The sequence below is a fragment of the Gulosibacter massiliensis genome (genome assembly GCF_900626105.1).
Taxonomy (GTDB): Bacteria; Actinomycetota; Actinomycetes; order Actinomycetales; family Microbacteriaceae; genus Gulosibacter; species Gulosibacter sediminis.
The window spans coordinates 630417-654969 of sequence record NZ_UYZX01000002.1 but is presented as its reverse complement, the minus strand read 5'-3'; the positions used below and the strand labels follow the sequence as shown (position 1 = coordinate 654969).

Here is a 24553-nt window from a genome sequence, read left to right as displayed (position 1 = left end):
CAACCTCGGACACCTCTGCCCAAAACACCACACCCTGAAACATCAACGTCCGTGGGAGTGCGAACAACTCGGGAACGGCTGGGTCCGGTGGCGCACCCCGCGCGGCGAACGGGTGACGGTCGAACCCGCACGAGTCGGGCCGATCTTCAAACCCGTCGACGACCAGGAGTATGACGCGATCAACGACCCGGCACCGTTCTAACGTGGCGGGACTCCGTCTCCAGGTTGCGCCCCCGGCAGGAATCGAACCTGCGACCAAGAGATTACAAGTCGGCAAGTTCGGCGCGCGTAACGTCGCTCGCAGCGTTTGCTTCCAGATTCTCTCCGACACCTGTAGGTGATTGCAAGCAATCGGCCCAACACTCAAACGCATGAACACATTCATCGTCGAGTGGTCACACCACCAGGCAGCCGCGAACCTCCGCCCACGCACCATAAAAGAACGCGCCATCATCCTCGCCTCGCTCGAACGGCATGTCGGCAAACCCATCGAGCAGGCAGGACGGCGCGACCTGATCCTCTGGCTCGCCCGCGAAGGGCTCTCAGGCACCACCCGCCAGAACTACCGGTCACTGCTGTACCGCTTCTACACGTGGCTGCAAGACGAAGGCTACCGACCCGACAACCCGGCCGCGCGTCTCCCGAAAGTGCACGTCGTCGCACCAACCCCAGACCCGGTAACCACAGATGGTATTCAGCGGCTCCTCGGCTGCGTGTACAGGCCCGCGCGCGTGAAGATCCTGCTGTATGCGCTCGCTGGGATGCGGGCGAGTGAGCTCGCCGCGATCAGAGGCGAACACATCGACCTCGAGCGGAAGACGATCCACGTGCCAGACGGGAAGGGAGGTAAGGAAGCATGGTTGCCGCTGCATCCGGTCATCGGGGAGATCTCGCGCGACATGCCTGCCGGGTATTGGTTCCCCTCCACACGCGCCCCAGGCGGGCATGTGACGGGCGCTTCCGTGTCGCATGTCCTCAGCCTCGCGATGCGGCGCGCTGGCCTGACACGGCACCGCCCGCACCAGTTACGGGCATGGTTCGCGACCGAGATGCTGCGCGGTGGTGTTGACTCCGCGATCGTGCAGGCGTGTATGCGGCACTCGAGCGCGGACACGTTGAAACGGTATGCGCTGCCGTCTGAGGCGCAGACACTCGCAGCGGTCACCGCACTGCCGACGCTGCACGTCCCCGACCGTGTGGATCGGCGCGCGGCTTGAGCGCCCCCGGCGCGATTCGAACGCGCGACAAACGGATTAGAAGGCCGCTGCTCTATCCACTGAGCTACGAGGGCTGACCCGACCATCGTAGCCACTCAACTACTAACCAAGGGAAACATGATCATGGACATCACGAAAGCTTTCGACACGTACAGCCTTCTCGCGTTCGAGTACCTCCTGCAGGGCGATACCGAGCGCGCCCGCGACATGGCGGCGCAGTATGCGCAGCTGCGGGACGAAACTACGACCGACACCGAGCGCGAGGCGAAGCTGCCGATCTGGGAGATCGAGCAGCAGCGCGCGTAGACTCGCCCGCATGGATCTAGAGGAAGCTCTCGACGTGCTCGGCGCTGCTCATGCTCGGCGACCTCGATGTGATCGTGGTCTGGGACGACGATCCGGTCGCGGTCATCGGTCAGGACTGGAACGAATCCGTGCCCTCGTAACTCTCGATTGAGAGTTACCCGGAAACGCAAGAAAGCGCCGGCCTCCACGCCCCGTAGGGAATGAAGGCCGGCGCTTAATCTGCGTCGAATGAAGGTTATTCTGCGGCGTGTTTGCCGCTCGTGCCGAGTGCCTGTAGCGCGTCTGCCGCGCCGGTGGGCTTCCACACTGCCGAGTATGCGGCCTGCCCGACTCCGAGCGTCAACAGTGCGTTGAGGATGCCGACGCCGAGGTCGTACGGCTCGCCGGTGGTGAGGGCCGCGCCAAGCTCGGTGAGGACTCCGGTCGCGAGCGAGAGGCCGACGAGCAGGCCGCCCTTCACCGCCGGCGACGTGACACGCGACGTGACGAGGCCGACAAGGGCCGGAATCGCCACCGCGATTATCAGCGAGACGAGCAGGGACGGGGGGAGGGTGAAGTCAATCATGCGGTGCCTTTCAGATAGTGGGGTCGTGCCGGTGGTGGTGGGGTCATGCCGGATTCGATCCAGATGAATACGGCGTCGAGTTCCTTCGTTAGCTGGTCGGCCTGCCGCTCGGCCGTGTCGGCGCGCTTCTCGGCCAGGTCGAGACGTTCCTCGAGCCGGTCGAGGCGTGTGCGCATCTCCTGGTACAGCTTCTGCCACTCCCCCGACGCGGACGCGGCATGCTCGACGGTTGCGTTGACCTGCGCGGCCTCCGCGGTGATCTCCTGCGCGCGGCCGGTGCGTTTCGCGGCCTTGTAGACCAGCCATGCCGAGATGAGAGTGACGATCGCGGTGATCGCCGCAGTAATGATCTGCTCAGGCATCCGCATCGCCCCCTCCCGGCAGCATGGTCGGGTCTGTCCTCGCCGGCGGATCGGGCGGGTCAGCAACCCCCGCGGCGGCGTACGCGAGTGCCGTGTACGCGCTGTACGAAATCGTGGAGATCCACCCGGTCGGGTTCCCGCCGATCACCCACGACAGGAGGAACACGAGCGCGAGCGCCGAATATGGCGCCATGACCGCGCCGTACGCGAGCCGTTCGAGCCGATCCGCACCCCGCAGATGTGCCACCCCGGCAGCGACCGCGATACACGCAAACGCGCCCGAGATTACCGTGAGCGCGCCGAGGTGATGAGGTTCCAGCCATACGATCCACTCGAACGCACGGTCACGTGAACCCACAGGCATCGGGGACGGGAACAGATAGGACGCGCCGAGGAACAGCTGCGCGACACCGATAATGCCGAGCAACTGGCGCCGCGTCGTAGCAAACCTGCGCATCCTCATCCCCTTAGCTGCTGAGTCGCTTCACGAAGCCGGCCCAGGAGTTCGCGCCGAGTACACCGTCGACGGGGCCGGTGTAGCCGCCGCCCTGCGCGTAACGCTGCATGGCCTTGTACGTGTTCACGCCAGGCTTGCCGTCGATCGGGCCTGTGTAGCCTGCGCGGTCGCGCACGGTGCGCTGGATGCCCTTCCACGTATTCACGCCGGGAACACCATCAGCAGGGCCGCTGTAACGTCCGAGCCGCTTCAACCACGCCTGGATCGTCTTCCACTGCGCGGCCGTCGCCGTTGTAGACGATGCGGCGGTCGATGCCGGCTTCGATGTGCTCGGAGCAGTCGTGGCGCCCGTCGCCTTGCCAGTCTGGTACTTGCGGGCGAGCGTGAGCAGCTCGGCCTTGCGGCGCTGGAGGTCGCCAGGGCACGCGGTCGGGTACGAAGCCCTGAAACGTGTCCAGAGCTCCTGGTGAGTGAGCACGGTGTCGTCGTTAATCGGGAACTCGTAGCGAGTCGCTACGTCGGCAATAAGCCACGCGAGGTTGTCGAACGTCTCGTCGCTGACCGTCCAGTTCTTGGTCGAGTTGTTGATTGTTTCAACCGTGATCGAGCGCTTGTCGAACGCCGCGCCCTTTCCGCCGTCGTACTTCGAGCCCGACGTCCACGCACGTCGATCCTCGTCAACGACGAGAGTTATCGTGTCGCCGACGACATAGTTTGCGGACACCGTGCGCGTCCCCCGCACCATCATGTTGACAACGTCCTCCTGAGAGGTGCCCGCCGCGTGGTGGACGAGGAACCGATCGATCTTCGCACCGTCGCGCGAACTCGACTGACTGCTGAGACTGATCTGGTTCGTGAGCTTGGAATGAGTCATGTCTGCCTCCCTAGGCATGGAAAAAGCCGCCCACTAGGGACGGCGTGAGATGAACGGCGGGCTACACGACCGCCCACAGTGCGGGGACGGCCGCGGGTGTCCACCCGGCCTGGCTTGTGTGTCCGGTGATGCAGCGGTACGTCGCGCCGTTGAATGTCACGAGGTCACCGGGGGGTACGTCACTGAGCTTCCGTTCCATTCCGGCACCGATGGAGTTTCCGGCTCAGTCGGCTCCTCGGGCTGCTCCGGGTCGGTGGGCTCTTCGGGGTCGGTGGGCTCCTCTGGCTCCACGACCTCCTCCACGACCTCCTCCCACAAGGTCTCCGAACCGGGAGCACCGGGCTTCCATACGTTCCCGTCCACGAGGGAGACCCATCGCTTACCACCGTGCAGCACCTCCGACCCGAGAGGGTAGGCGTCATGCGCTCCGGTGGGCTGCACCCACGCTGATGGGCTGCCGTCGAGGGTCACCTCACGCCATCCCGAGACGCCAGGCTCGAAGACGTTCCCAGGAATGAGTGAGGCCCAGAGCTTGCCGTTGTGCGTGACTTGCCACCCTTCCGGGTAGGAGTCGTGCGCGCCCGTCGGCTGCACCCAGGCGGCCTGCATCTCTCGGCCGGTGGCATCGAGGAGCTGCATCGACAAGTCACGAATCTGCGCCGCCACCCGTTCCGACTGCTTTTTTTGGTCAATCGCCTGGATAACGCGGCTCTGCAACTCCCGCAACTCGGGGAGCGACAGCGAAGAAATATCAATCTCCATGAGAATCCTCACTTCTCGTAGGTGACAGTGATGCGGGTCGTGGTGGCATCGAAATAGGCGTAGGACGACAAGCTGCCGGGATTACGCGGCGTGACCGTGATTCCTCGCGCCGAGCGGAGGCCGCTGAAATAGCTCGACGGAACACTGTTCGTCAACGACTGACCGCCCTTAATGTCCATCGCGGAAACCGCCGTATGCCCCGGCCACGTTGACGGCAGGCCTGATGCCGTCGTGTAGCCGACACTGATCTGCGCCGCGCTGCTTGTGGAATACGTTTTCGTGCAACGAACCGTGATTTTCGCCGACTTGATCGTCGCGCCCTGCAAATCGGAGTAGAAAGCGGCGGGCATCTGGTAGAGCAACTTCTCGGACATGGATGAGCCGTAGTAGGAGCCCGCGGTAATGTTCCGGCTATCCGAGGCGGTGGCATTCCCAGCCGTATACCGCTTCACGCCCGTCGCCTTGTACGTCTTCGTGTACGTGCGTTTCGGGTTCGAGGTGGGAGGATTCGGGTTCGAGGTAGACGCCACCGTCTGCGTGTCAATCTCCAAGGTCGGGCCAATATCGCGGACGATCATCATGGTTCGGGGCTCGCCCGTGTCCGCGTAGGGACCGTACACAACCGTGTTCTGGTTCGCAGACCCGGCGAGGAACAATCCAACATATCGTGTCTCCACAGCAGTGTCATCGCCGCCTGTGAACGGCTGGACTATGAGGTGTTTAAACGTGATGAGGCGGTGCATCGTGCTCGCGTTGACCATTTCGGATCGGATTGAGTTCGAGGTTGTGGGGGGTGCTCCGGTGTTGCGTCGCCACCTGAGAGTGATGTTGCCGGGGTCGCGCGCGAACACCTGCGTTTCGATTTCGTACATGCGGCCCGGTTCAACGTCAATCGTTGTCCATAGGATGCGTGTCTCAGTGTTCGTGGCGATCGTCGTGTCACTGTTGAGCATCGTCACGGACTGCACACCACGCGGCCCGTCGAGGTTAGTTACTGGAACTCCGCCAACTTCGAGCTCGCTGAACGATCCGAGCGTTCCCCAGACGTTGCCGTCCTGGTCGATGCCGCCCGTCGGGTCGCCCGCCGCGGTCGCCGCGGTGATCGAGATGCCGCCCGAAGGGTCGATGCGCACGAGCTCCTGCCGGTTCGCCCAATCCGTCACCGACTGATTCCCCACGACCGGCGCGTAGGCGATCAGCGCCTCCGCCGTCCACCGCCAGTTATCGCCAAGCTGGAACATCGACGTGAGTACCTTGCCCGCCATAAGGTCAGGGGTAATCAGCTTGTCGATGAGTGCTTGCGAGGCCGTGATCTTATCGGCCGTGACCGCGCCGGTCGCAATCATGTCCTGCGTGATGATCGACGTGAGCACCTGCAGCCGATCAACGACCGCGAGCTTCGCCCACAGTGCATCCGTCGTGACCTGCTTGATCGCGGCGACGCCCGTGACGGAGAGGTTCGTCATCATCGCGTCGATGAACACACCAACCGCAGCAGCAACCTCGTCAGCGACAATATGGCGGGCCTTCACGGAACCATCAACGAGCAGGTTGCCGTCCGTCATCGAGCGCACGGCGGGGTCGCTGAACCGAACTTCGGAGTTGTGTATCGCCTGCACGAAAAACCCCACGCCCATGTAGACCGCGTTGTCCGGTGCTTCGCGGCTCACGCCACTGAGGGACGTCCAAGTGTTCGCGGCGAACGTGGCCGCGTTCGCCACCGCACGAGTACTTGTAACACTCGTGCCGTTCGCGTCGAAGAATCGCTCGTAGAGCGTGACCTTGATCGTTGTGCCGACGCCAGCGACTGCCGAGGTGAACCAGGCCGAGATGTTGTAGCGTTGCCCCGGCGTGACCTTCACCGCGTACGGCATGTCCGCAGCATAAAAGACGTTGTAGACGCCCGACGTTGAGGTCGAAGCGGGTATCAGAATTGACCCGCCTCCGGTACGCCCGCCCGTCGTGGAGACGCGCGAGTCGTTCTGCCACGCTCGCGGGTTCTTCATCAGCGGGTCAGGGAGCAGGTTCTCGCCCGCCACGACAACGTTGTTCGAGTACAGTTGCTCGAAGAAACCCTTGTCGGCAATGAGTGCCTGCATGACCGCGGTCGAGAACTTCGAGGCACCAGTGACCGACAGCTTCGCAACATCAAGCTCGCCGACCTGCGCAGTGCCAATCACCGCATCACCGATCGCCTCAGTCCCCAACTTCACCTGAGTCCACGTGGCGGCATCCGTCAGCACGTACCGGCGAGCCGTCGCCTCACCCGAACGCACCTCCCAGACAGCGCCGACAGGTTTCCCCTCAGCATCCGCCACAGTCGGGCTCGCGGTCGCTACCGTGTAGAGACCCGACGCGGTGGCGGCCTCCGTCATCGCCTCGAGCGCCGCCTGCTTAGCGGCGGCGGCCTCCTGCGCCGCGGCGTCGATCTCGCCGCCCATCGTCTCGATCTGCCCGGCCGCTACGCCGATCGCTTCTTCGGCGTCGATGAGCGCGTTATCGTGCTCGGCGAAGATCGCGTCGTAGAGCAGTTGCGTTGCTTCGAGCTCCTCCTCGGCTGCCGCGAGATCGTTCATCGCCTGCTCGAGCTGCTCGTTCGCCTCGGCGAGCACGTCGTCGAGCTCCGAGACGCGCTGCGTGATGTTCTCGGTGGGGATGTCGCCTTCACCTTCGAGGGTTGCCCCGGCGACCTCGATCTCGAGCGACGTGCTGGCCCGGCCGATCGCCGCGGTGGTGCCCCGCGAGAGGTCGGTGAGTATACCGGGAAGCGTCGGCTTGAGGTAAATCTTCTTCATGCGTCCCCCTTAGATCGCGAGGTTAGTACCGCTCGGGCTGGATCGGGTCGAATACGAGGGTCACCGACTCCCCAGCGTCGCCGCTCATCGAGAGAATGCGCAGGGGGTAGGTGCCGTCAGGCAGCGCCGGGTGATCGTGCGTCGTGACGTGCGCAACCTCGCCGGGCCAGAACGTGCCGAGCGGGGTGATGCCGTCGGCGCGGATCGTCATCTCGATCTGCAGCATCGGGTAGGGGGTCAGATGGGCGTCGCCGAGCCGCTGCAACTGCGCCTTCGCCCAGATACGCTGCTGGTCGGAGGCGGCCTTCTCCGCCGCCTTCTCGGCCGCCTTGAGCTTGTCGGCCAGCCGCTTCTTCGCCGCCGTCTCGGCCTTCGTCGCCGCGGTCTTCGCAGATCGAGCCGCCTTCGCCACCTTGTCGGCCGCGGCCTTCTGCGCCTTCGCGGCCTTCTTCTGCGCCGCAGTTTTCGCGTCCGCCAGCGCCTTATTCGCAGCAGCGACGGCCGCCTCGGCTTGCGCCGCCTTCGTATCGGCGGCGTCGGACTTGGCGACCGCATCCTGGTACGCGGCATCGTAGGCAGCGGTGGCCTCCGCGGCCGTCTTCTTCCAGACCTCCTGCTCGGGAACGGCCGAAATCGTCGAGTCGGAGATGACCTGCTCGATCAGCGGCCAACCCTCGGGAACCTCGGCTTCGCGCCGCTGAATCGGCGTAGCCACGTCCTGCCCGCCGCCCACGGCGTAGACGCGGTGCGCGATGTACGCGGTCGAGAGCGTCGAGGTGATCGAGACTACATCAGGTGAGCCCTGCTCCCAGTCATGCACCGTCGTCTGGCCGAGCTCGAGCTGGTCGGCCGAGCCATGCACGACCTCCCACACGAAATGCGAGTCATCGAGCACCTTCGGCCGGAAGTCGATATCGGGGCCGAGATCGGCGAAGTCGGTGATAACGTCCTCGGCGGCCAGCTGCGCCACCGCGTACCCCTTCCATTCTGCTGTCTGGTTGCCCGTCTCCGAGGCTGGCAGCTCGAGGGGTAACCCGCCTGCGGGCTTGCGCATCGCGACCCGCAGCGCCTCGACAGCGAGCCCGCCGATCGACTTGCCGGTGACCTTCACCTGCTTCTTCGGCGAGAACGTCTCCGGCACCACGAAGCGGCGCGAGAGGATGCCTTCCGCGTAGTCGTCAACGGTGATCGCCACCGTGTCATGCGTGAACGTCACCGAATCGGCAATCGGCCCGCCTGCGATCGGGATGCCGTCGTAGAGCGCTATGACGCCGTGCTTCTTCGGCATGAGGAGTGCGACGAGGCGCTCCTGCCATCCATGCTCGTTCCGGTCGATCCAGCCGGCCGCTTCGAGCGACGCGACCGACCATTCAAGGCCGGAGGCGCGCTCTGTGCCGAGGCCCTGCGGTGGCGCATCGAGGCTGCCCTTGCGGAGCTCACGCGACCACGAGAAGCCCGCCGCCGGCAACTCCCCATACCGCAGGCCGTCGACGGTGCGGAAGAGTTCAAGAGTCCACACGCGCGTCACCTAGCCGTCGTTCACGCCGTGGTCAATCACCGAAATGATCTGCCCCGGCCACTTGCCCGCCTCATACATCCACTGCCCGTTACCGTTAGCCATGTTGCCGTTCACGGCCACGGTGTGCGTGCCCGCATTGAATACTCGATATTCGGAGTACTGGAATGTTCCCGGTGCGGAATCCAACGCGAAGCGCGTCTCACGGATTTCTACCCCATCGACAAGAACGCGCATCGCTACCTCGGTCTTGTCGGGGCCGATAGGAACGAGCGCGCGCGCCGAGCATGTGAGCTGGAAACACAGCAGCCGAGGCTCGGTCAATTTAAACCGTGCCGACAACAAACGCTGGGCAGAGTCCTGGATTCGTGCCTGATTCGCCGTATACGTTTTACTCACGAGAACGCCGAGCGCTGCCCCGTACGGCACGGCTTGCGGGCCAACATCTACGAGCGTCGCGCCGAGCGTGTTCGAAATCCCAGACGGCACCCGGTAGGTGGCGAGCACGACGGCGCCAGCAGGGAGAGTCGGGGTGGCTGGGTTCGCCGAAGCGTTCCCCTGCACGACCCCGACGACAACCGAGTTGTCCGCGTCGCCGAGATCTGGACGGTTCTGCCGCGCATAGATCACATCGAGTCGAGCCCCCGACGCCGGGGCCGCGGTCGTGTCGATGACCTGCGCGACGATTGGGAACTTGCTTGCCCCATCCGCGGCTGAGCGCGACGCGACCGCGATACTCATGTTCGCGTTGCCGTGCTCGATCTTCCACTTCATGCCCGCAGCCGTCGCATACACCTTGCAGCCACGGATAATGCCGAGCGAGGTGTAGTCCGCATACACCATGAGGCGGTCGTCGAGCGCGGAACGCCCGATCTTCGCGCCGTCGGTACCCGTGATTGCCGGGACGCCAATACCTGTGACCATGAGAATCTCCTAAATCCATGCCGAGCGAGCCGAGAGGGTCGCCCAGGCGGTTCCTGCTGCTACGTCCTCGCCAGCGACGAGAGTGACGGTGGTTGAGCTTCGAGGGGGGAGCGTGAACCACTCCCGACGAGTGAGGTTTCGGGACACATTCACGCCGTTGCAGATCGCCACACGACGCACGCAATCAATGACGACGGGCGTGCCAAGGAACACCGGCTGCGGGTAGATGATCGCGCGCCCCCCGGCCCCGAGGAGCGTGAACCCGCGCGGGTAAGAACCCTCGACGGTGATGACCGGCCCCGTCGCCACATTGCCAGTGTTCGACACTGACCCGGACGGGGACGCGGATGACACATCGTCGCCATAATCGATCGGATACTCGATCACATAGTCGAGCGCGCCAACACGAGCACTCGCGGTGAGGATCGCCGTCTGCTCATCCCACGCATACCGGACAGGGTCTGCCGCCGTGACGGTGATGTCGAAGATTCCCGACGTCTGCCACTTCGGGCCGAACGAGGTCTCGACATAGCCGGTCACGAAGGTGTCATCGACGTCTCGGACACGGACACTGACGATGCGGCGGTTGAGCGCGTTGATGCGCGTGTACACCTGCCGCACCGCGAAGTCGCGAGTGTCGCCTATGTACGCGATCGACGCGGTCACGGTGCGGGCCGAGTACACGAGGTCTCGACCCTGCACCGCATGCGCACCGTCCGCGCCTTCACGCCCCGACAGCTTCGTCTTCACCCCAGGGAGGTCATACCAGCCATCCAAGCCGCCGCCACCTTCGACGATGAGCCCGCCGGCAGAGGGCCGCTCGAAACCGATCTCAATGTCATCGAGCCACAGCATTTACCGCACCCCCACGAGTCGCCGCGGAACCTTCGCCGCGAGCCGATCGCCGATCACATTCGGATCCGACGTCGGCATGTAGTTCGTCTGGTTGATCGTCACACCGTTCCCGCCTTCACGCATCGACTTCCACTGCTCCGACGTGAGCACCGGCTCCGGCGCGCCCGTCGCGTTATACGCGAGCGTAAGACCCGGCTGCAGCCAGCCACCGTCGTCGTAGAGCCGAGGGAGGTCTCCGAAGACACCGCCGTCCTTCGCCACGTGAATGTGGTCGTAGTGGCCCGCGACCTGCCAGAGAATCTGACGCCATCCGCCCATGTTGCGGATCTCGTTTGCCGCCGCGAACATGCTCGACTGCGAACCCGCCATGTCGACGGCGGGGTTCGCCCAGTCTGCGTGGTAGGTGTTCTTGCGTCGACCGAGCGCCGCGTTCCGTGCCGGAGTATCCCAGGTCGAGGTGACGTTGAGCCCGTACTTCTGCATGACCGGGATGAGTCGCTTCATCGCCAGGCCACCGTGGAAGCCCTGATAGGTGATGCCACCATCGGGGCCTGGGACCGCGTCGTAGCCGCCGCCCTCGGACCCCGAGGAGAACATGCTGTCGACCTTTTCCCGGAACCAGGTACCGAGCTTCTTCACCATGTCGATCGGCCATCCGCCGATCGCCTCACCGAGGAAGCCTCCACCGATACCCGCAATCCAGTTACGGACAGGTTCCATAATGATTCGATCGATCGCGCCGAGCGGGTCCGAAATGACTGCGCCGATGTTATCGACCACGTCACCCACGAAGCCCGTCACATTGTTCCACGCGTCGCCGACCCAGTCGAATACGCCACCGTCAGCGAAGTGAGTTTCGCCGGCGCGGGACTTCGCCCCGTTGACACGGTCGAGCCATGCCTTGCCGCCGAGTGCGCGCAGCGCATCCGGGCGAATGATGCCCTCACCACCCGACAGCCACAGTTGACCAGCGGTCGGCGAATAGAACTGGTGCACGTCACGGCCCGGCGTATAGCCAGGAAGGACACCACCCGTAGAGAGCTTGATCGGCTCACCCTTCGGCATGCGAATGTCGAGACCGACACCCTCAGCGATGGCATCAAAGAGGGCCTTAATGCCGTCGTTGTAGACGGTGTTGATGACGAAGTTGATCGGCGCGACAGCCGCTTCCTTGATGCCCTTCCAGACATCATCGATCGTCTTTTTCAGGCCCTCGAATGCGTCACCGATCCAGCCCGTCGCTGACTGGAAGCCAGGGACGAGCGTGTTGTTGAACCATCCCCAGACGACGTCGATTGCGCCCTTGATGTTGTCCCACACCGGCTTGACGACGTTGTTGTAGAGCCAGTTGAAGACCGGCCCGAGCGTGTTCTCGAGCGACGTCTTGATCGAGGTGAAGAGGGACTGCCGAAGGTTTGGTTGACTCCAAGACCGCATGATTCCTGAGAGGGCGTCGTGCTGAAAGGATGGCAACCATGCCGAAGATCACCTACACCGACGAGTTCAAGCGCGACGCGGTCGCGTTGGTCGAGTCGGGTATCCCTCAAAAGCAGGTCGTCAAGGACCTCGGAGTGGCGAAAACCACGCTGCAGGCATGGCTCCGTGACGCGAGGTTCAAGTCCCATGGGATGACCCCGACCACCGATCCAGAGGCGCGCAAGGACATGTCGCAGGCACTGCGTCGGATCCGGGAGTTGGAGATGGAAAACGAGGTGCTACGGCGCGCGGCGGCGTATCTGTCGCAGGCTCACATCACGCCCCCAAAATGATCTATCCGCTCGTGAAGGAGATGGCCGCGGTCGGTGCCCGGGTGAGGGTGCCGGTGGCGGTCGCGTGCCGGATACTGGGATTCTCCAAACAGGGCTACTACAAGTGGCTCAAGCAACCGGTGTCAGCCCGTGAGGCCGAGGAGCAAGAGCTCATCTCGGTGTTGCATCAGCTTCACAACGACGACCCGGAGGGCGGCTACCGGGTGCTGGCAGACGACCTCGCTGAGTTGGGCTACGAGTTGTCCGAGCGCAGAGTGTGGCGGTTGTGCCGGGTCGCCGGCATCCAATCGGTGTTCACCACGCGGAAGACTCGCTACAAGAAGGCCGGCGCGCCGGTTCACGATGACCTGGTCAACAGGCAGTTCAGCGCCGACGGCCCCAACGAGCTATGGCTGACCGACATCACCGAGCACCGCACCCGCGAGGGCAAGGTCTACCTGTGTGCGATCAAGGACGTGTTCTCCAACCGGATCGTCGGCTACTCGATCGATTCACGGATGAAGGCCCGGATCGCCGTCAACGCGCTCGAGATGGCAGTGGCCCACCGAGGCCGGCCCGCTGGGGTGATCGTCCATTCCGATAGAGGGTCCCAATTCCGGTCGCGCCGCTTCCGCAAAGCGCTGAAGCGCCACAGGCTACGTGGCTCGATGGGCAGGGTCGGGGCATGTGGCGATAACGCCGCGATGGAGTCGTTCTTCGCGCTCCTGCAGAAGAACGTCCTCGACCGTCGATCCTGGGGCACACGAGAGGAACTGCGCCTGGCCATCGTGTCCTGGATCGAGGGCAAGTACCACCGCAAACGCCGTCAACGCCGACTCGGGAAACTCACCCCCATCGAGTTCGAACTCATCATGAACCCAGCCGCTACACTGGCGGCATAAACCCGGAGGTCAACCAAACCTTCAGCGGACCCAGATGCCAGAAATGACGGTCCATGCGCTGCCGATGAACCCGGATATGCCGTCCCAGACGGGCTTGATGATGTTGTTGTAGAGCCAAGTGAAAATCGGGCCAAGGGTAGTGGAAATCCATGCGACGATCGCGGAGAAAATCGCACCAACGAGCGCCCACATGATTTGCGTCGCCGTCGATACGGCCTCCCACACGAACGAGATGACGTTCCACATCGCGGTGAAGGGCTGCACGATCCAGAAGTCAACGGCGGCCGCGATGGCCTGCACGATCGGCTGGAGGACAGATTCCCAGACCCACGTGAACACAGCGGCGACACCATCCCACACGCCCTGGAAGAACCCGGTGACGCCCTCCCACGCAGACTGGAGGCCCTGGCTCGTCTCGCTCGAAGAATTGAACAGCGACGAGAACCACTCGATCGCGACACCGAGAATGTCGGCGAGCCACTGCACAGCAGGGACCACGACCGTCGTGATGAGCGTCGCCAACCATTCGAGACCGACCTGCAGGATCGCCGCAGCAAGATCAATGAATGGCGTGATGAGCTGCAGCACGAGACCGATGAGCAAACTCACCGGCTCAAGAATCGCGGCGAGCAGCCCCACGACCGGCTCCAGCACAGTACCGAGCAGCCCAATGATCGGAGTGAGGACAGTGCCGAGAGTCGCGACGAGCGGAGCGATCGCCGTACCGACCTGAGCGAACAGGCCCGCGAGCTGCCCGAAGATCGGGCCGAGCGCCGCGAACAGCTGCTCAATCACAGGGGCGAGCTGCTCAAACAGGGTTCCGAGCGCACCACCGATCTCCGTCAAGACCGCGCCAATGGTTTCGCGGAGCGCCGGGCTCGCCGCAATGAGCGACGTGATGAGACCAATCGCGATACCAATCGGGCCAAGCGCGAACTGAAACACCTTCGCCAGCGTCGACGCCGGCCCAGTCAGGGCAGCGATCGCCGCCGCGCCCCCTCCCAGCGCACCAAACGCAGCCACCACGGGCGCCAGCGCAGACACCACCGCGCCGGCAACACCAACGATTTTGCCGATCACGACAAGCACGGGCCCCGCCGCAGCCGCCACGCCGAGGAAGATGCCAATCATCTTCTGCGTCTCCGGAGAGAGGTTCTGGAACCGCGTCGTCAGGTCAGAGACAATGCCGATCGCCTGCTCGAGCACCCCACCAGCGGCGATACCCATGTTCGTCGCCCACTCGCTGAACTCGGGCGACTTCAGCAGGTTCAGCAGGTTTGCCGCCTGCTCCTTCATGATGTCGAAGGACGGCTCCATCAGCTTCGCGCCGATCTTGCCAATGTTCGACGTGATGTTCGCGGTGATACCAGCCCAGGTGCCCGCGTAGGCTTCAGCCGCGGCGCCAGCCTTCGAGTCGAGGGCCGCGTTCAAGTCCTCGATAGAGACTTCGCCGTTCTGCGCCATCTTCATGATCTGGTCGCCAGCGACACCATACTGGTCAGCGAGAGCAGTGACGATCGGGATGCCGTTCTGCTGCATCTGCGACAGGTCGCCCCACTCAACCTTGTTCTTCGTCAGAACGTTGTTCAGCAGGTACGCGGACTGCTCGGCATCGATGTTGTAGGCGGCAGACACGTTCGCGACACGCTTGATCTGCTCTTCGAGGTCTTCGAGCGGCACCGACCCGGTCGCGAGGATCCCGACCGCGGCAGATGCGCCCTGCGCCATCGACAGCGACGTGTTCGAGACACCCTTGTCGACCTGCTCCATCACCTTCTCGGCGTCATACCCGAGGCCCTGGAACTGGCCGCGGGCAGTGTCGATGCCGACGAGGCGCTTGAACCCGAGCGCGGCGGTGATACCACCGACCGCGGCCGCCGCGACCGCGGCCGGCTTCGTAATGTTGTTCGTGAGCTGCTGCCCAACCCCGGCAATATTGCCGCCGAGGTTGGACAGCTTGGCGCCCACAGCCTTGAGATCGAGCGCCTTCACCATCGACGAGGACAGGCCCTCGCCCAACTTCGCGCCAGCCTTCGACGTGTCTACGCCCATGAGCTCGCGCTGAATCTGACGGCTCGCACCGTCAAGGCTGGGAACGATCTGCACCCAGGCGCTACCGAAGTTGAATCCGTTCTTGGCCATGGGCGCCCCCTATGAAGTTGTGGTTAGTGCTGACGTGATTTCCAGCGCGCAGCTTTCAGCTCGGCGTGACGCTGCTTCTCGATCTGCTCGAGCTTCCAACCCTCAGCGGGCGGCTCGACCGGCTTCGGAAGTTTCGACTGCTTCACACCCAGCGCCGACATGATGCCGGTCCGTGTGAGGTGGCCGTCATGGTGAATGGCCGACACTTCGTCGCTCCACGCGCCAGGACCGCCCCTGGCCCGCTGGAGTCGCGAGCCGGGCGGGAGCTGCGTGACGAGCACCGACAGGCGCCGCCACGACAGCCCGCCGCGGTACACATCGCCAAGATCGACCCCATACTCGGAGGTAAGGTCGGCCTCGATTTCCTCCGGAAACTCCCGTAGGAGCTGCCGGAGGGCTAGGACTTTCCCTGGCCCGCAGCCTCCATGACTTCACCGATGAACTGCACGAGCGCGGAACGCTTCAGCTTGCCGCGACCGTTGAGGTTCTCCGGGTCGTTACGCAGCTCAGCCGCGATCTTGTCAACGAGGTCGTCATCATCGCCCGTGACCACCATGAGTGCTTCATCCGGGCGGCCCTTGTCCAGCCCAGTGAGGAGCTCGTCGTCGTCGAAGTCGTTCGGGTCGAAGGTGAGGGTGAACCCGCGCACCTCGACGGTGACGTCGGAGCTCGTGGCTTCAGTCTTCACGGCGTGGTCGTTCGGGGTCTTCGCGCCAGCAGCAGCGGCACGTTCCTTAGTTGTGGCCATAATGCACTCTCCTAGAAGTTGTGCACTCTCCGAGGGAATGGTGAGCCCCTGCGATGCGGGAGAGTGCGTCGCATCGCAGGGGCAGTTGGTGGGGCTACGGGGTGGGCGTGCCGGCCGGGATCATCGCGGCCGTCGAGGTGAGCAGGCGGAAGCCGTCGATCACGCCCAGCGAGTACTGGTAGGCCGTCAGCTCCTTGGTCTTGAGCGCGATGCTCGCGCGCTCACCGAGGGTGACGTGCGGCAGGATGATGCGCCAGCGGTCGCCTGAGCCGGTGGTCTCGTAGGCGTCGACGACCGCGCAGAGGTTGCGCACCGTACGCGACGCGGGAGCATCGTACTCGGCGTAGTCTCCCTTGTTCGTCACCTTCGCGTCGAGGTTCCACTCGACGATCTTGAGCTTCGACTCGAGCAGGTTCACGGTCAGGTTCGTGTCCGACTCCGACATGAACTCCTTCACGACCTTGTTGCCCTGGTGACCTCGAATGCGCTCGACCGAGTCAGACAGGTCGAGAGACTGGCCGTCCTCCGAGATCCAACCACAGTCAATGAAACCGCTGGGGATGGGGTCTTCGAGTCCGAGGGATGCGAGCCCCAGGGCGAGTTCAGGAGTGTATTCGGCGAGGTGTACCGAGTCGTCGTCCGACCCGAACATCAGCGCGTTGAGCGAGTTGGTAGCCATAATGTTTGCCTCCTAGCGGCAGATAACAGTGAGTTGATAGGTCGCGACGTAGCGCGACAGTCGAGGCACGTCAGGGTCGGTGCTCTCATAAGGGCTAGTAGCCCACGGAACCGCCGCAACTGGCGACGACGACACATCGGGCAGGGAATGGATGATGGCTTCGATATCTGCCGCGAGGACCGCAGCAACACCGAGCGTCGACCCGTACGAGCCGATAGTGACCTGCACGATTTGCACGATGCGGTCGGACCGTCCAGGACCGCCGGTGTCAGTGATACGCGCGAACCGCGACGACGTCGCGTCCTCACGCTTCGAGACGGCTTCGATGCTGTGCGATTTCAGGGCCGCGAGGAGATGCGCTTTCACGTTCGGCGGCTTCACTATCCACCACCGAACCCGCCGCCGACAGCACGCTCGAGGTCATGGTTCCGGGCTTGGCTGATCTTTGCTTCCTCAGTCTCAGCCATGACGGTGGCGCGCACGCGACCCTTCGGTCCAGGCCCGACCGTCATCTGCACGCCATAGCCTTCACCAGCGGTGTGCGCGACGTAGTTCCCGACTTCCTCGATGTACCGCTGCATCTCATCAGACTTCAGGAACGCTTCCATCCCAGACTTGTTCGGGTAGAACTTAACCGACACGGTTCACCCCCTTCACCCCTGTGAGCTCGACGACGAGACCCAGCGGCCAGGAAGCGGGACGGCCATCGACCGTCCACTCCTCCCCCTCCACGACGAGCCGGTCGCCGGCCTGCACGTCTGGCCACTCGCGTGGCCAGTACACGGTCGGCTGCGTCGAGGTCGACGCGACACCGGCCTGTGCGAGCAGCGCGGTCGGCGTCGGCGCGAACAACGCCGGCGGCAGCGGGGTTTCTACCGGAGCGCCAGGGATCGACTCCCCGAACACGTCCTCCCCTGCCGCACCGTCGCGCACCCGCATCACGGGAACCTTCCAGTCGTCAAACATCAGACCAGCACCTCCCGACAGTCATAACCGCTGCGGCCACCATGTAGCGGGATCCAAGACCAAGTCTTCGACCCCCTCAGCGATGGTGATCTCGAACGCCTGCTGCCCGCCGCCACCCGAGAGCGCACGACGTTCCGACTTCGTCAAATACAGGTCACCAGTCGGGTTCGCGAACTGCGCGGTCTGCTGGAACGGGCCTGCGCCCTGCTGCAGCGACGTCACACTGTCGCCGCCAGGAATGCTCATCGCGCGTTTCACGACCGCACACACAATCCGCGTTAACGTTCGCGCCGCGATCGTTTCGACGTCGAAACCTTCGTCGATGATCAGCTGCGACGCGTCCTCGAGCAGCGTGAGCGCACGAGCACTCTCCACGTCAGTGATCGGTCGCCACCGAACCTCAAGATCGGGGACCTTCGCAAACGGAATCTCGACTGCCATAACGCCTCCATGCTTAGAGCGCGGCCACAGCCGCCTTGATCTCGTTCCGCGTCATATCGCCAGGCTCAACACCAAGCGACTCCGCATACGCGGCCCAATCGCCACGCGACGCATTCCCCGCAGGAGCACCCACAGGAACCCCGACAGGATCTGCAGACGCCACGGCATGCCCGGAACCGTCGACCGGCTCAGCGGCAGCCACAGCTTCCTCCGCCTCTTCGCCAGGATCGACCCGAGGGCCGACAGCCCCCCGCGTCGTCGCACCCTGAAGCGCAAACAACGCAGAGAGCTGCCCAGCCTGCTCGGCCGATACCGACATGAGCACCCCGTTAGGGAACTCCACCGATACCGAATCGGCCACGATTAGCCCTCCGACGACTTGATGATCTTCGCGAAGCGATTCACGAAGACGTACCAGCCGTACACGATCTCCAGACGGAGCGCGATCTGGTTCTTGCGCTTCAGGTCGCCCTGTCCGTCAGGGTCACCGAAACGGATCACCTCGAGCGGAAGGTCACGCTGCACACCCCAACGGATGCCCGACTGGAAGTCGCCAACGATCGCGCGGACGCCCGTGTCAGTAGCTTCGGGGCGGCCCGACACCGTGTTGCCGACAGCGACGTTCACGCCACCGAACGAGCCGACGTTCGCGCCAAGACCAAGCTCGGGGAACTTCTTGCGGCCGTCCGCGTAACGCTGCGTCGCGAGCGTCCACGAGTACGACGGGTCGATCGCGATACCGTTCACCGACTGCTCAGTGCCGATCACCGCACCCGCCGCCGTCTCAAGGTCAAGCTCCGGGTCCTTGCCGGCGGTCACCGACATGGTGGTTGCCGACACGTAGTTGTCCCAGCCAGTGATGACGTTGCCGGTGAGCGGGTTGATGCGGTGGTACACACCCAGGTCGAGGGCACGCGCAAGCGCAGTCGAACCAGCGTCAGCGAGCTCGTTCAGGACACCCAGCTGGTAGTCCTGGTCAGCCCACTCCACTTCCTGGTTGAACCGCATCGTGACCTGCGCCTTGCGAGGCTTCGCAGTGACGACACCGAACGCGCCACCCGAGTTGCCCTTGTCGGCACCCTCCTCGACGAACTCTGCACGCGGGAAGTCGTTGAACGTGATGATGTCAGTCGCGCCGAACCGCTGCGGTTCACGCGCCGACAGCTGCGCCACAGTCGAGCCCGAAACGGACTTCTTGACCATGCCGTCAGCGATATTGCGGGGAAGATTCTTCAGATCCCCGGATCCAAAAACAGCCATTTTCATTTCTCCTTGGTTTAGCTGCCGAAGAGGTCGCGAACGAATTCCGCTTCCTCATTGCTTTGCACGCCCGGTTCGTCGCCAATGTTTGGCATGAACGCGCTATTCGCCTTCTTGAACACGTCACGAAGCTGCTCCGCATGCGCCGTGATCTCGTCACGGGTACTGCCACGCAGCACACCCGCATCGACCCCGTACTCCTTCGCAACCTCTGCCACCATGCCGGCGCGCTCCTGCTCGCCCTTCACCTGGTCGAGCTCGCCCCGCAGGGACTCACTCTCACCCGTGAGGGACTCATTTGCAGCCGACAGTTCAGCGACCTTCGCCGTGAGCTGCTCGTTCGCCTGCTCCTGCTCCCGCAGCTTCTTACGCCACGAAGCAGCCTCAGCACGAAGCTCAGCAATCTGCGGATCAACTTCCGGGTCAGTGTTCTCAGACAATTTGTTCCTCCGGGGAATCGGCCCCACACCAGGCAGGGCATTAAAAAACCGGCCTCCAGGGCCGGTGGTCTAGTGGACGTGCCCGTCTGTGAACACGTCGGGATAGAGTTCGCGCATCGACGCCGCGATATTCTCTTGCGTCACGGGCGCGGAAACAGACCGCGCCTCCTGATACATCTCATACAGCCGGTCAGGGTCGTAACCGTCGATATGGGCCGCGTCACGATCAAAATTCGGCACAATCTGACAGTCACAGTTGCTTACCGTGATAGAATTGGCAATGTACCATCCTTCACGAGTAGACAGGTTGAACACATGACCCGCAAATTGCCCGACTCGCTTGTCGACCAGGCGGTCGAGCTTTACGCCTCCGGCAAGTCGTTCGAGAAGTGCGCCGCCGAGCTGGGTGTAAGCCCTGACACCCTCCGCCGCCGATTCAAGCTCCGGGGGGTCGAAGCTCGGAGCCGCAGCTCCTACCCATCCCAGCGCCGAATCCCAGCGCCGACCGACCTTGCCACTCGCCACGCTGCTGGCGAAAGCGTCCTGGCCCTCTCCAACACGTACGGGGTCAGCCGAGGCGTCATCTCTCGATGGCTCAAAGAAGCCGGCCTCACCACTCGCTCTCGCTCCGAGGCTGGACAACTCCGCGCCTCGAATATGACCGAGGCCGAGCGCCGTGCCCAAGCTGCCGCCGCGAACCAAGCCAGCCGAGGTCGCCAGCGGTCGCCCGCCGAGAAGCTCAAGGTCGCCAACACTCGGGCCAAGCGCGCGATGGACGGGGCATGGAACCGATCCCCCATGGAGATCCAACTCGGGGCGTGGCTTAACGAGCGAGGCATAACCTTCACCCCAGAACAGGTCGTCGCGGGTTACAACGTCGACTTCGGAGTTGAACCCGTCGCCGTGGAACTGCTCGGGGGATCCTGGCACGCTCACCCGTCGCGTCGCGCTCACCATGCCGAGCGCACGCACCGCATCCTCAATGCTGGTTGGTCGATCATCTTTGTCTGGTCGACCCATCACGTCCCCGTAGGAACGGACGGCGCTGACAAGGTTGTCGCCCTCATTGAGGAGGCCCGCCTTCACCCATCCCCTATCGGTCAGTACTGGGTGATTCGGGGTGATGGTCAACTCGTGGCCAGCGGCGGTGACGAGGGTGACAATTTCGCCCTCGAAATACCGTCGATATCCGGCGTCGGCCTCCGGCCCTGACACCACCGTCGAACCGATCACGCACTCGTCATGGAAGTCGGACGGATTCTGGCCGGCACGCTCCTTCGACGTATACACCCAACCGCGTGACGCGAGCATGGAGCACCAGGCGCACGTTTTCGCGCCAGACGGCACGCGCGCCCACCTGACCTCACCCTTCTCGAGGTTCGCATTCCGCGCCACCGTCGAACGTGCCGCATACGCCACATAACGTTGCACCGCACCGAGCAGCATCGGGCGAACCCCGCCAGACTCAGTGAACAGGCCACCCGCTGCATACGCCGCCGTCGAAGTCACCTGCTCGACCGGCGCGAGCGACCCGACACGCGCATACCCTGCCGTACCAAGCTCCCCCGCCCGCACATCCTCATACCACTCAGCCGCAGCCGCAGCCGCGATATCGCCGTACCGGTCAGTGATCTCCGGCAACAGCGCTTTCAGCTCGAGCGCAGCTTGCTCCGGCGGCATCCCCGCGAGCATGTTCAACAATTCAGCCACATCGCCCTGAGCGAGCGACGCAGCCGAACGCACCGCACGATTCAAGCGAGTCACATCAGCACGAGAGACCACGACTCACCTACTCTCCAGCGGGCGCCACCGTCTCAGCCACCGGGGCACGGCCCGCGAGCAACTGCTCAAGCACGCCGCTCTGACCGGCACGGCGCCACTCGGACTGCATGCCCTCGATCTGCGCCTCGTTAAACCCGAGACCACGCAACGCCTCAGTCGTCTCACCAATCTTCGGCACCGCCGCGACCGCCTTCGAGATGAAGTCGCCCGACGACTGCGGAGACACATAGCGAGTCGGCTTGAACGCAATCCGCGTCTTCCACGACCCAGCGGGCACCTCCGACGACCCGTCACGCAACATCACCATCGACTGCAGCGTCCGCACCAGCGCCGGCGTAAACACCCGCCACTGCAAGTCAGCGAGCTCAGCACGCTCCGCATCAGCCGACTGCATTGCTTCAGCTGACGCCGGATTGTCACCGAACTGGCCAACCATGCTCATCGGCAGCGAAGTCGCCGCCGCAAAGTTCTGCGCCAACTGCCGGTAATGCGCGAGATGCGGCTCCATCGACACCTGCGGGAACTGCCCAACCGTGGGCACTTCACCATCCTCGTTCGACTGCAACGCCCAAATGCGACCCATCGTGGCCGTCCACTTCGAGTCATCGCCGTCGAACGCCTTCCGGTCCACACCCAGCGCATACCGTTGCGGTGCCGAGAAGAATTCGCCCGACAATTCCGCGCGCGCAAGCGTCCGGATCGCAGCATCTGTCAGATACCGCACCTCGCGATTGATGCGCGACGCACCAAACGGGCGGTTCAACTGCGGGTCATGCCGCAGCATCTCCACCAGCACGCGGCCAGGGATGCCCTCAGTGCGATGCCCCTCCCAGCGACCTACTTCGTTCCGGCGGAACCGCCACTGGTAGCCGCGGAACATCAACTGGAAGTCCGTGGCCTTGCCGAAATTATCGATATCGATCACGGCAAGTGCCGCCGAAATTGAGCGGGTGCGCTTATCCCACAGCGCCGTAGTCGACTCTGCCGAACGGGCCTGCACAACAACCTCAGGCTCTCCAGCATCCGCATCACCATGCGACACCGTGAGGAACGAACACGCATGCTTGTACGCCGAGTTGATGCCCTGCATCAGATCAAGCCCGAACTGGTTCTGCTCGAGCAGCTCGCCAGCCTCAAACGGGTCAGACGAACCATCCAGCGTGAACCCCTCAAACACATGCTTCGACGCGAGCGCCTTCACGGCACGCTCAGGCCATTGCAGTGCAGTGTCGATGCGCATGTTCGGAGGGATCGCGATCCCCAGCGACTTCAGGGTACGCTTCCCGTCGTAGTACGCCGACAACAGCAGGTTCTTGCTGCGCACCGCCGCGAGCTGATTCACGAGACGCCGTAACGTGTCCTGCTCAGAATCAGCCAGCCCCGGCATGGACGGCAGGTTCACGAGTTCGTTCATGACCGCCCCCTCGTCGTTGTCTTCGCGCCCCAGAATGCGTACGTCACCGCATCCAACAAAGTCACGTCGTCGGTCTCACCGATACCGGCCCAACCCCAACCACCCTGATTACCAATCGGCCGCTTCCGCGCCCGCTCAACCTGGCCCGTCAACACCGCGCCACCGTCATGAAACACATCCTCGTCATGCACCGCCTGCCGAAACATCGCATGCGCCGCCTTCACTTCCGACAAAGACGGCACCCTGATCTGTCTCGAGGTCGGGCGCTTCACCTTCTCGCGAGGATGAATGCCGACCTCCCGCAAGTCATCGACCAATCCAGGAGCACCCTGACCATCAATCACAATCTGCGCCAGCTTGTCCTTACGCTCCGCAAGAAAATCGACAATCCACGACAACCCCTCCGCCGTCGACGCAACCCGAATACCCGAAACCATGATCGGCCCCTCACTCGGACGCACCGCCGCAGCCAACCCCACAAGAGAGCCATCCACAGAAAACTTCACGCCATACACGCGCCGACCATCCGGGATCACATCATCCGCAAGACGACGCCACGCACCAGAACTAATCTCCGACTTCGCGATCGAAACTTCATCCCAAATGCCGTACGCCTCACGAGAAAAATTCTCGTCAGACCCCAACAGCTTCTGCATCCGCAAAATCGCCGTCTTCGACGTACGCTCCGGATACGACGGGTTCGCACGCGCGATCTCATCCCAATCGATGACCTTCGCGCCACGATTCGCCGACAACTCCACCAGCAACGTGTCAGGATCGCCAGCGATCGCATCCGCACGACGAGCAGCGAAAATCTCGCCAGGATCCTTCGGCCGCGGCGGCGTACCCATCATCAACACGAGACCATTCGGCGCCGCGTTCGTCGCAGGCACCATATCCGTCATCGCATCCTCAGTAAGGATCTGCGCCTCATCCAACACGAGCACATCAACCATGTCGAAACCACGGCCAAAGCCCTGCTCGCGAGCACCAAACAAGATGCGCGACCCGTTAGCGAACCTGACCTCTTGCTCACCATTCGCGGCACGAACCGCAGCAACATGGCCAGACACCGACGACTTCGCCGCCATGCCCCGCATCTTCCCAAACGTCTCATTCGACGTACGAGTCCGATGCGCAGTCCAAATCACCGTCATGTTCGGGAACAGAATGCACAACGCGAACACGATCCAACCGACCAGGTACGTCTTGCCCGTCTGCCGAGGAATCGACAACACGACACCACCGACACCAGCCGCATAGAGCCCGTTCGCGCGCTTCCCCAACGCGAGCATCCCAATATCGACCTGCCACTGATCAAACGGAACACCCATCTGAGCGCACTGCCGCTGCACAGCCGGGAACCCCGTCGAAACAATCCCCTCAGGGATATTCACA

27 protein-coding genes, 1 tRNA gene and 1 pseudogene are annotated in these 24553 nt (G+C 63.5%); 4 read left to right on the top strand and 25 right to left on the bottom strand.

The genetic code is table 11. The features are described from left to right. Positions 1 to 202, top strand: a pseudogene (locus EJL01_RS13165) (HNH endonuclease); the annotation flags it as partial. Positions 203 to 371: 169 nt separating this feature from the next. Next, positions 372 to 1217 (top strand): tyrosine-type recombinase/integrase, encoded by an 846-nt coding sequence (locus EJL01_RS12895; RefSeq protein WP_125108022.1) that lies wholly within the window; start codon positions 372 to 374, stop codon positions 1215 to 1217. Position 1218: 1 nt separating this feature from the next. On the opposite strand, the gene EJL01_RS12890 is transcribed toward EJL01_RS12895, so the two are convergent. After that, positions 1219 to 1291 (bottom strand) — tRNA-Arg (locus EJL01_RS12890). Positions 1292 to 1340: 49 nt separating this feature from the next. On the opposite strand from EJL01_RS12890, the gene EJL01_RS12885 reads away from it, so the two are divergent. Continuing rightward, positions 1341 to 1523, top strand: a complete 183-nt coding sequence (locus tag EJL01_RS12885; RefSeq protein ID WP_125108021.1) for a hypothetical protein — start codon at positions 1341 to 1343, stop codon at positions 1521 to 1523. A gap of 235 nt (positions 1524 to 1758) precedes the next feature. On the opposite strand, the gene EJL01_RS12880 is transcribed toward EJL01_RS12885, so the two are convergent. From EJL01_RS12880 to EJL01_RS12830, 11 genes are all read right to left on the bottom strand, one after another. After that, positions 1759 to 2088, bottom strand: a complete 330-nt coding sequence (locus EJL01_RS12880) for a hypothetical protein (protein WP_125108020.1) — start codon at positions 2086 to 2088, stop codon at positions 1759 to 1761. Continuing rightward, the gene (locus tag EJL01_RS12875; RefSeq protein ID WP_125108019.1) at positions 2085 to 2450 is read right to left on the bottom strand and encodes a hypothetical protein; all 366 of its coding nucleotides are present in this window, start codon (positions 2448 to 2450) and stop codon (positions 2085 to 2087) included. Before EJL01_RS12875 ends, EJL01_RS12880 begins: the two co-directional genes overlap by 4 nt. After that, positions 2443 to 2907, bottom strand: coding sequence for a hypothetical protein (locus EJL01_RS12870; protein ID WP_125108017.1), 465 nt, complete (start codon positions 2905 to 2907; stop codon positions 2443 to 2445). Before EJL01_RS12870 ends, EJL01_RS12875 begins: the two co-directional genes overlap by 8 nt. A gap of 10 nt (positions 2908 to 2917) precedes the next feature. Further along, positions 2918 to 3781 (bottom strand): N-acetylmuramoyl-L-alanine amidase, encoded by an 864-nt coding sequence (locus EJL01_RS12865; protein WP_164509834.1) that lies wholly within the window; start codon positions 3779 to 3781, stop codon positions 2918 to 2920. 61 nt (positions 3782 to 3842) lie between these two features. Continuing rightward, positions 3843 to 3980: a carbohydrate-binding protein gene (locus EJL01_RS13505; RefSeq protein ID WP_431834736.1), complete on the bottom strand. Its 138-nt coding sequence runs from the start codon at positions 3978 to 3980 to the stop codon at positions 3843 to 3845. Beyond that, positions 3938 to 4543 carry a hypothetical protein gene (locus EJL01_RS13160; protein ID WP_206427742.1) on the bottom strand — a complete coding sequence of 202 codons (606 nt, stop codon included), beginning with the start codon at positions 4541 to 4543 and terminating at the stop codon, positions 3938 to 3940. Before EJL01_RS13160 ends, EJL01_RS13505 begins: the two co-directional genes overlap by 43 nt. An 8-nt stretch (positions 4544 to 4551) precedes the next feature. After that, complete coding sequence (locus EJL01_RS12850) at positions 4552 to 7338, bottom strand: hypothetical protein (protein ID WP_125108015.1); 2787 nt, start codon at positions 7336 to 7338, stop codon at positions 4552 to 4554. A gap of 22 nt (positions 7339 to 7360) precedes the next feature. After that, entirely contained in the window at positions 7361 to 8857 is a 1497-nt protein-coding gene (locus tag EJL01_RS12845; protein ID WP_125108014.1) for a hypothetical protein, read from the bottom strand. Positions 8858 to 8866: 9 nt separating this feature from the next. Continuing rightward, positions 8867 to 9778, bottom strand: coding sequence for a hypothetical protein (locus EJL01_RS12840; RefSeq protein ID WP_125108012.1), 912 nt, complete (start codon positions 9776 to 9778; stop codon positions 8867 to 8869). Positions 9779 to 9787: 9 nt separating this feature from the next. Beyond that, positions 9788 to 10633 carry a hypothetical protein gene (locus EJL01_RS12835; protein WP_125108011.1) on the bottom strand — a complete coding sequence of 282 codons (846 nt, stop codon included), beginning with the start codon at positions 10631 to 10633 and terminating at the stop codon, positions 9788 to 9790. Then, positions 10634 to 12070, bottom strand: coding sequence for a hypothetical protein (locus EJL01_RS12830; RefSeq protein WP_125108010.1), 1437 nt, complete (start codon positions 12068 to 12070; stop codon positions 10634 to 10636). A 38-nt stretch (positions 12071 to 12108) separates the two neighbouring features. On the opposite strand from EJL01_RS12830, the gene EJL01_RS12825 reads away from it, so the two are divergent. Continuing rightward, positions 12109 to 13283 (top strand): IS3 family transposase gene (locus EJL01_RS12825; protein ID WP_241209084.1). Its coding sequence is split into 2 segments (ribosomal slippage): positions 12109 to 12388 and positions 12388 to 13283, totalling 1176 coding nucleotides; the frame shifts between segments, so codons are not numbered across the junction. Positions 13284 to 13304: 21 nt separating this feature from the next. On the opposite strand, the gene EJL01_RS12820 is transcribed toward EJL01_RS12825, so the two are convergent. From EJL01_RS12820 to EJL01_RS12760, 13 genes are all read right to left on the bottom strand, one after another. Beyond that, positions 13305 to 15425, bottom strand: a complete 2121-nt coding sequence (locus EJL01_RS12820; RefSeq protein ID WP_125108009.1) for a phage tail protein — start codon at positions 15423 to 15425, stop codon at positions 13305 to 13307. 23 nt (positions 15426 to 15448) lie between these two features. Then, positions 15449 to 15706, bottom strand: coding sequence for a hypothetical protein (locus tag EJL01_RS12815; RefSeq protein ID WP_164509833.1), 258 nt, complete (start codon positions 15704 to 15706; stop codon positions 15449 to 15451). Positions 15707 to 15822: 116 nt separating this feature from the next. Then, on the bottom strand, positions 15823 to 16173 hold the full coding sequence (locus EJL01_RS12810) for a hypothetical protein (protein WP_125108005.1): 351 nt from the start codon (positions 16171 to 16173) through the stop codon (positions 15823 to 15825). A gap of 94 nt (positions 16174 to 16267) precedes the next feature. Continuing rightward, the gene (locus EJL01_RS12805) at positions 16268 to 16852 is read right to left on the bottom strand and encodes a hypothetical protein (protein WP_125108004.1); all 585 of its coding nucleotides are present in this window, start codon (positions 16850 to 16852) and stop codon (positions 16268 to 16270) included. Between the two features lie 12 nt (positions 16853 to 16864). Continuing rightward, positions 16865 to 17233: a hypothetical protein gene (locus EJL01_RS12800; protein ID WP_125108003.1), complete on the bottom strand. Its 369-nt coding sequence runs from the start codon at positions 17231 to 17233 to the stop codon at positions 16865 to 16867. Beyond that, complete coding sequence (locus EJL01_RS12795; protein ID WP_125108001.1) at positions 17233 to 17493, bottom strand: hypothetical protein; 261 nt, start codon at positions 17491 to 17493, stop codon at positions 17233 to 17235. Before EJL01_RS12795 ends, EJL01_RS12800 begins: the two co-directional genes overlap by 1 nt. Continuing rightward, positions 17483 to 17818 (bottom strand): hypothetical protein, encoded by a 336-nt coding sequence (locus EJL01_RS12790; RefSeq protein ID WP_125108000.1) that lies wholly within the window; start codon positions 17816 to 17818, stop codon positions 17483 to 17485. Before EJL01_RS12790 ends, EJL01_RS12795 begins: the two co-directional genes overlap by 11 nt. Before the next feature lie 21 nt (positions 17819 to 17839). Beyond that, the gene (locus EJL01_RS12785; protein WP_206427741.1) at positions 17840 to 18193 is read right to left on the bottom strand and encodes a hypothetical protein; all 354 of its coding nucleotides are present in this window, start codon (positions 18191 to 18193) and stop codon (positions 17840 to 17842) included. A 429-nt stretch (positions 18194 to 18622) separates the two neighbouring features. Then, positions 18623 to 19519 (bottom strand): phage major capsid protein, encoded by an 897-nt coding sequence (locus tag EJL01_RS12780; protein ID WP_125107999.1) that lies wholly within the window; start codon positions 19517 to 19519, stop codon positions 18623 to 18625. Between the two features lie 17 nt (positions 19520 to 19536). After that, positions 19537 to 19959: a hypothetical protein gene (locus EJL01_RS12775; protein WP_125107998.1), complete on the bottom strand. Its 423-nt coding sequence runs from the start codon at positions 19957 to 19959 to the stop codon at positions 19537 to 19539. A gap of 69 nt (positions 19960 to 20028) precedes the next feature. Continuing rightward, positions 20029 to 21714, bottom strand: coding sequence for a VG15 protein (locus EJL01_RS12770; RefSeq protein WP_164509832.1), 1686 nt, complete (start codon positions 21712 to 21714; stop codon positions 20029 to 20031). Between the two features lie 34 nt (positions 21715 to 21748). After that, positions 21749 to 23155 (bottom strand): phage portal protein, encoded by a 1407-nt coding sequence (locus tag EJL01_RS12765; RefSeq protein WP_125107996.1) that lies wholly within the window; start codon positions 23153 to 23155, stop codon positions 21749 to 21751. Beyond that, positions 23152 to 24552 (bottom strand): terminase, encoded by a 1401-nt coding sequence (locus EJL01_RS12760; RefSeq protein ID WP_125108060.1) that lies wholly within the window; start codon positions 24550 to 24552, stop codon positions 23152 to 23154. The genes EJL01_RS12765 and EJL01_RS12760 overlap by 4 nt, the downstream gene beginning before the upstream one ends. Position 24553 lies beyond the last annotated feature (1 nt).

Coding starts and splice junctions, on each gene's coding strand:
- EJL01_RS12895 (WP_125108022.1), top strand. CDS start 372: ATGAACACATTCATCGTCGAGTGGTCACACCACCAGGCAGCCGCGAAC.
- EJL01_RS12885 (WP_125108021.1), top strand. CDS start 1,341: ATGGACATCACGAAAGCTTTCGACACGTACAGCCTTCTCGCGTTCGAG.
- EJL01_RS12880 (WP_125108020.1), bottom strand. CDS start 2,088: ATGATTGACTTCACCCTCCCCCCGTCCCTGCTCGTCTCGCTGATAATC.
- EJL01_RS12875 (WP_125108019.1), bottom strand. CDS start 2,450: ATGCCTGAGCAGATCATTACTGCGGCGATCACCGCGATCGTCACTCTC.
- EJL01_RS12870 (WP_125108017.1), bottom strand. CDS start 2,907: ATGCGCAGGTTTGCTACGACGCGGCGCCAGTTGCTCGGCATTATCGGT.
- EJL01_RS12865 (WP_164509834.1), bottom strand. CDS start 3,781: ATGACTCATTCCAAGCTCACGAACCAGATCAGTCTCAGCAGTCAGTCG.
- EJL01_RS13505 (WP_431834736.1), bottom strand. CDS start 3,980: ATGGAACGGAAGCTCAGTGACGTACCCCCCGGTGACCTCGTGACATTC.
- EJL01_RS13160 (WP_206427742.1), bottom strand. CDS start 4,543: ATGGAGATTGATATTTCTTCGCTGTCGCTCCCCGAGTTGCGGGAGTTG.
- EJL01_RS12850 (WP_125108015.1), bottom strand. CDS start 7,338: ATGAAGAAGATTTACCTCAAGCCGACGCTTCCCGGTATACTCACCGAC.
- EJL01_RS12840 (WP_125108012.1), bottom strand. CDS start 9,778: ATGGTCACAGGTATTGGCGTCCCGGCAATCACGGGTACCGACGGCGCG.
- EJL01_RS12835 (WP_125108011.1), bottom strand. CDS start 10,633: ATGCTGTGGCTCGATGACATTGAGATCGGTTTCGAGCGGCCCTCTGCC.
- EJL01_RS12830 (WP_125108010.1), bottom strand. CDS start 12,070: ATGCGGTCTTGGAGTCAACCAAACCTTCGGCAGTCCCTCTTCACCTCG.
- EJL01_RS12820 (WP_125108009.1), bottom strand. CDS start 15,425: ATGGCCAAGAACGGATTCAACTTCGGTAGCGCCTGGGTGCAGATCGTT.
- EJL01_RS12810 (WP_125108005.1), bottom strand. CDS start 16,173: ATGGCCACAACTAAGGAACGTGCCGCTGCTGCTGGCGCGAAGACCCCG.
- EJL01_RS12805 (WP_125108004.1), bottom strand. CDS start 16,852: ATGGCTACCAACTCGCTCAACGCGCTGATGTTCGGGTCGGACGACGAC.
- EJL01_RS12790 (WP_125108000.1), bottom strand. CDS start 17,818: ATGTTTGACGACTGGAAGGTTCCCGTGATGCGGGTGCGCGACGGTGCG.
- EJL01_RS12780 (WP_125107999.1), bottom strand. CDS start 19,519: ATGGCTGTTTTTGGATCCGGGGATCTGAAGAATCTTCCCCGCAATATC.
- EJL01_RS12765 (WP_125107996.1), bottom strand. CDS start 23,155: ATGAACGAACTCGTGAACCTGCCGTCCATGCCGGGGCTGGCTGATTCT.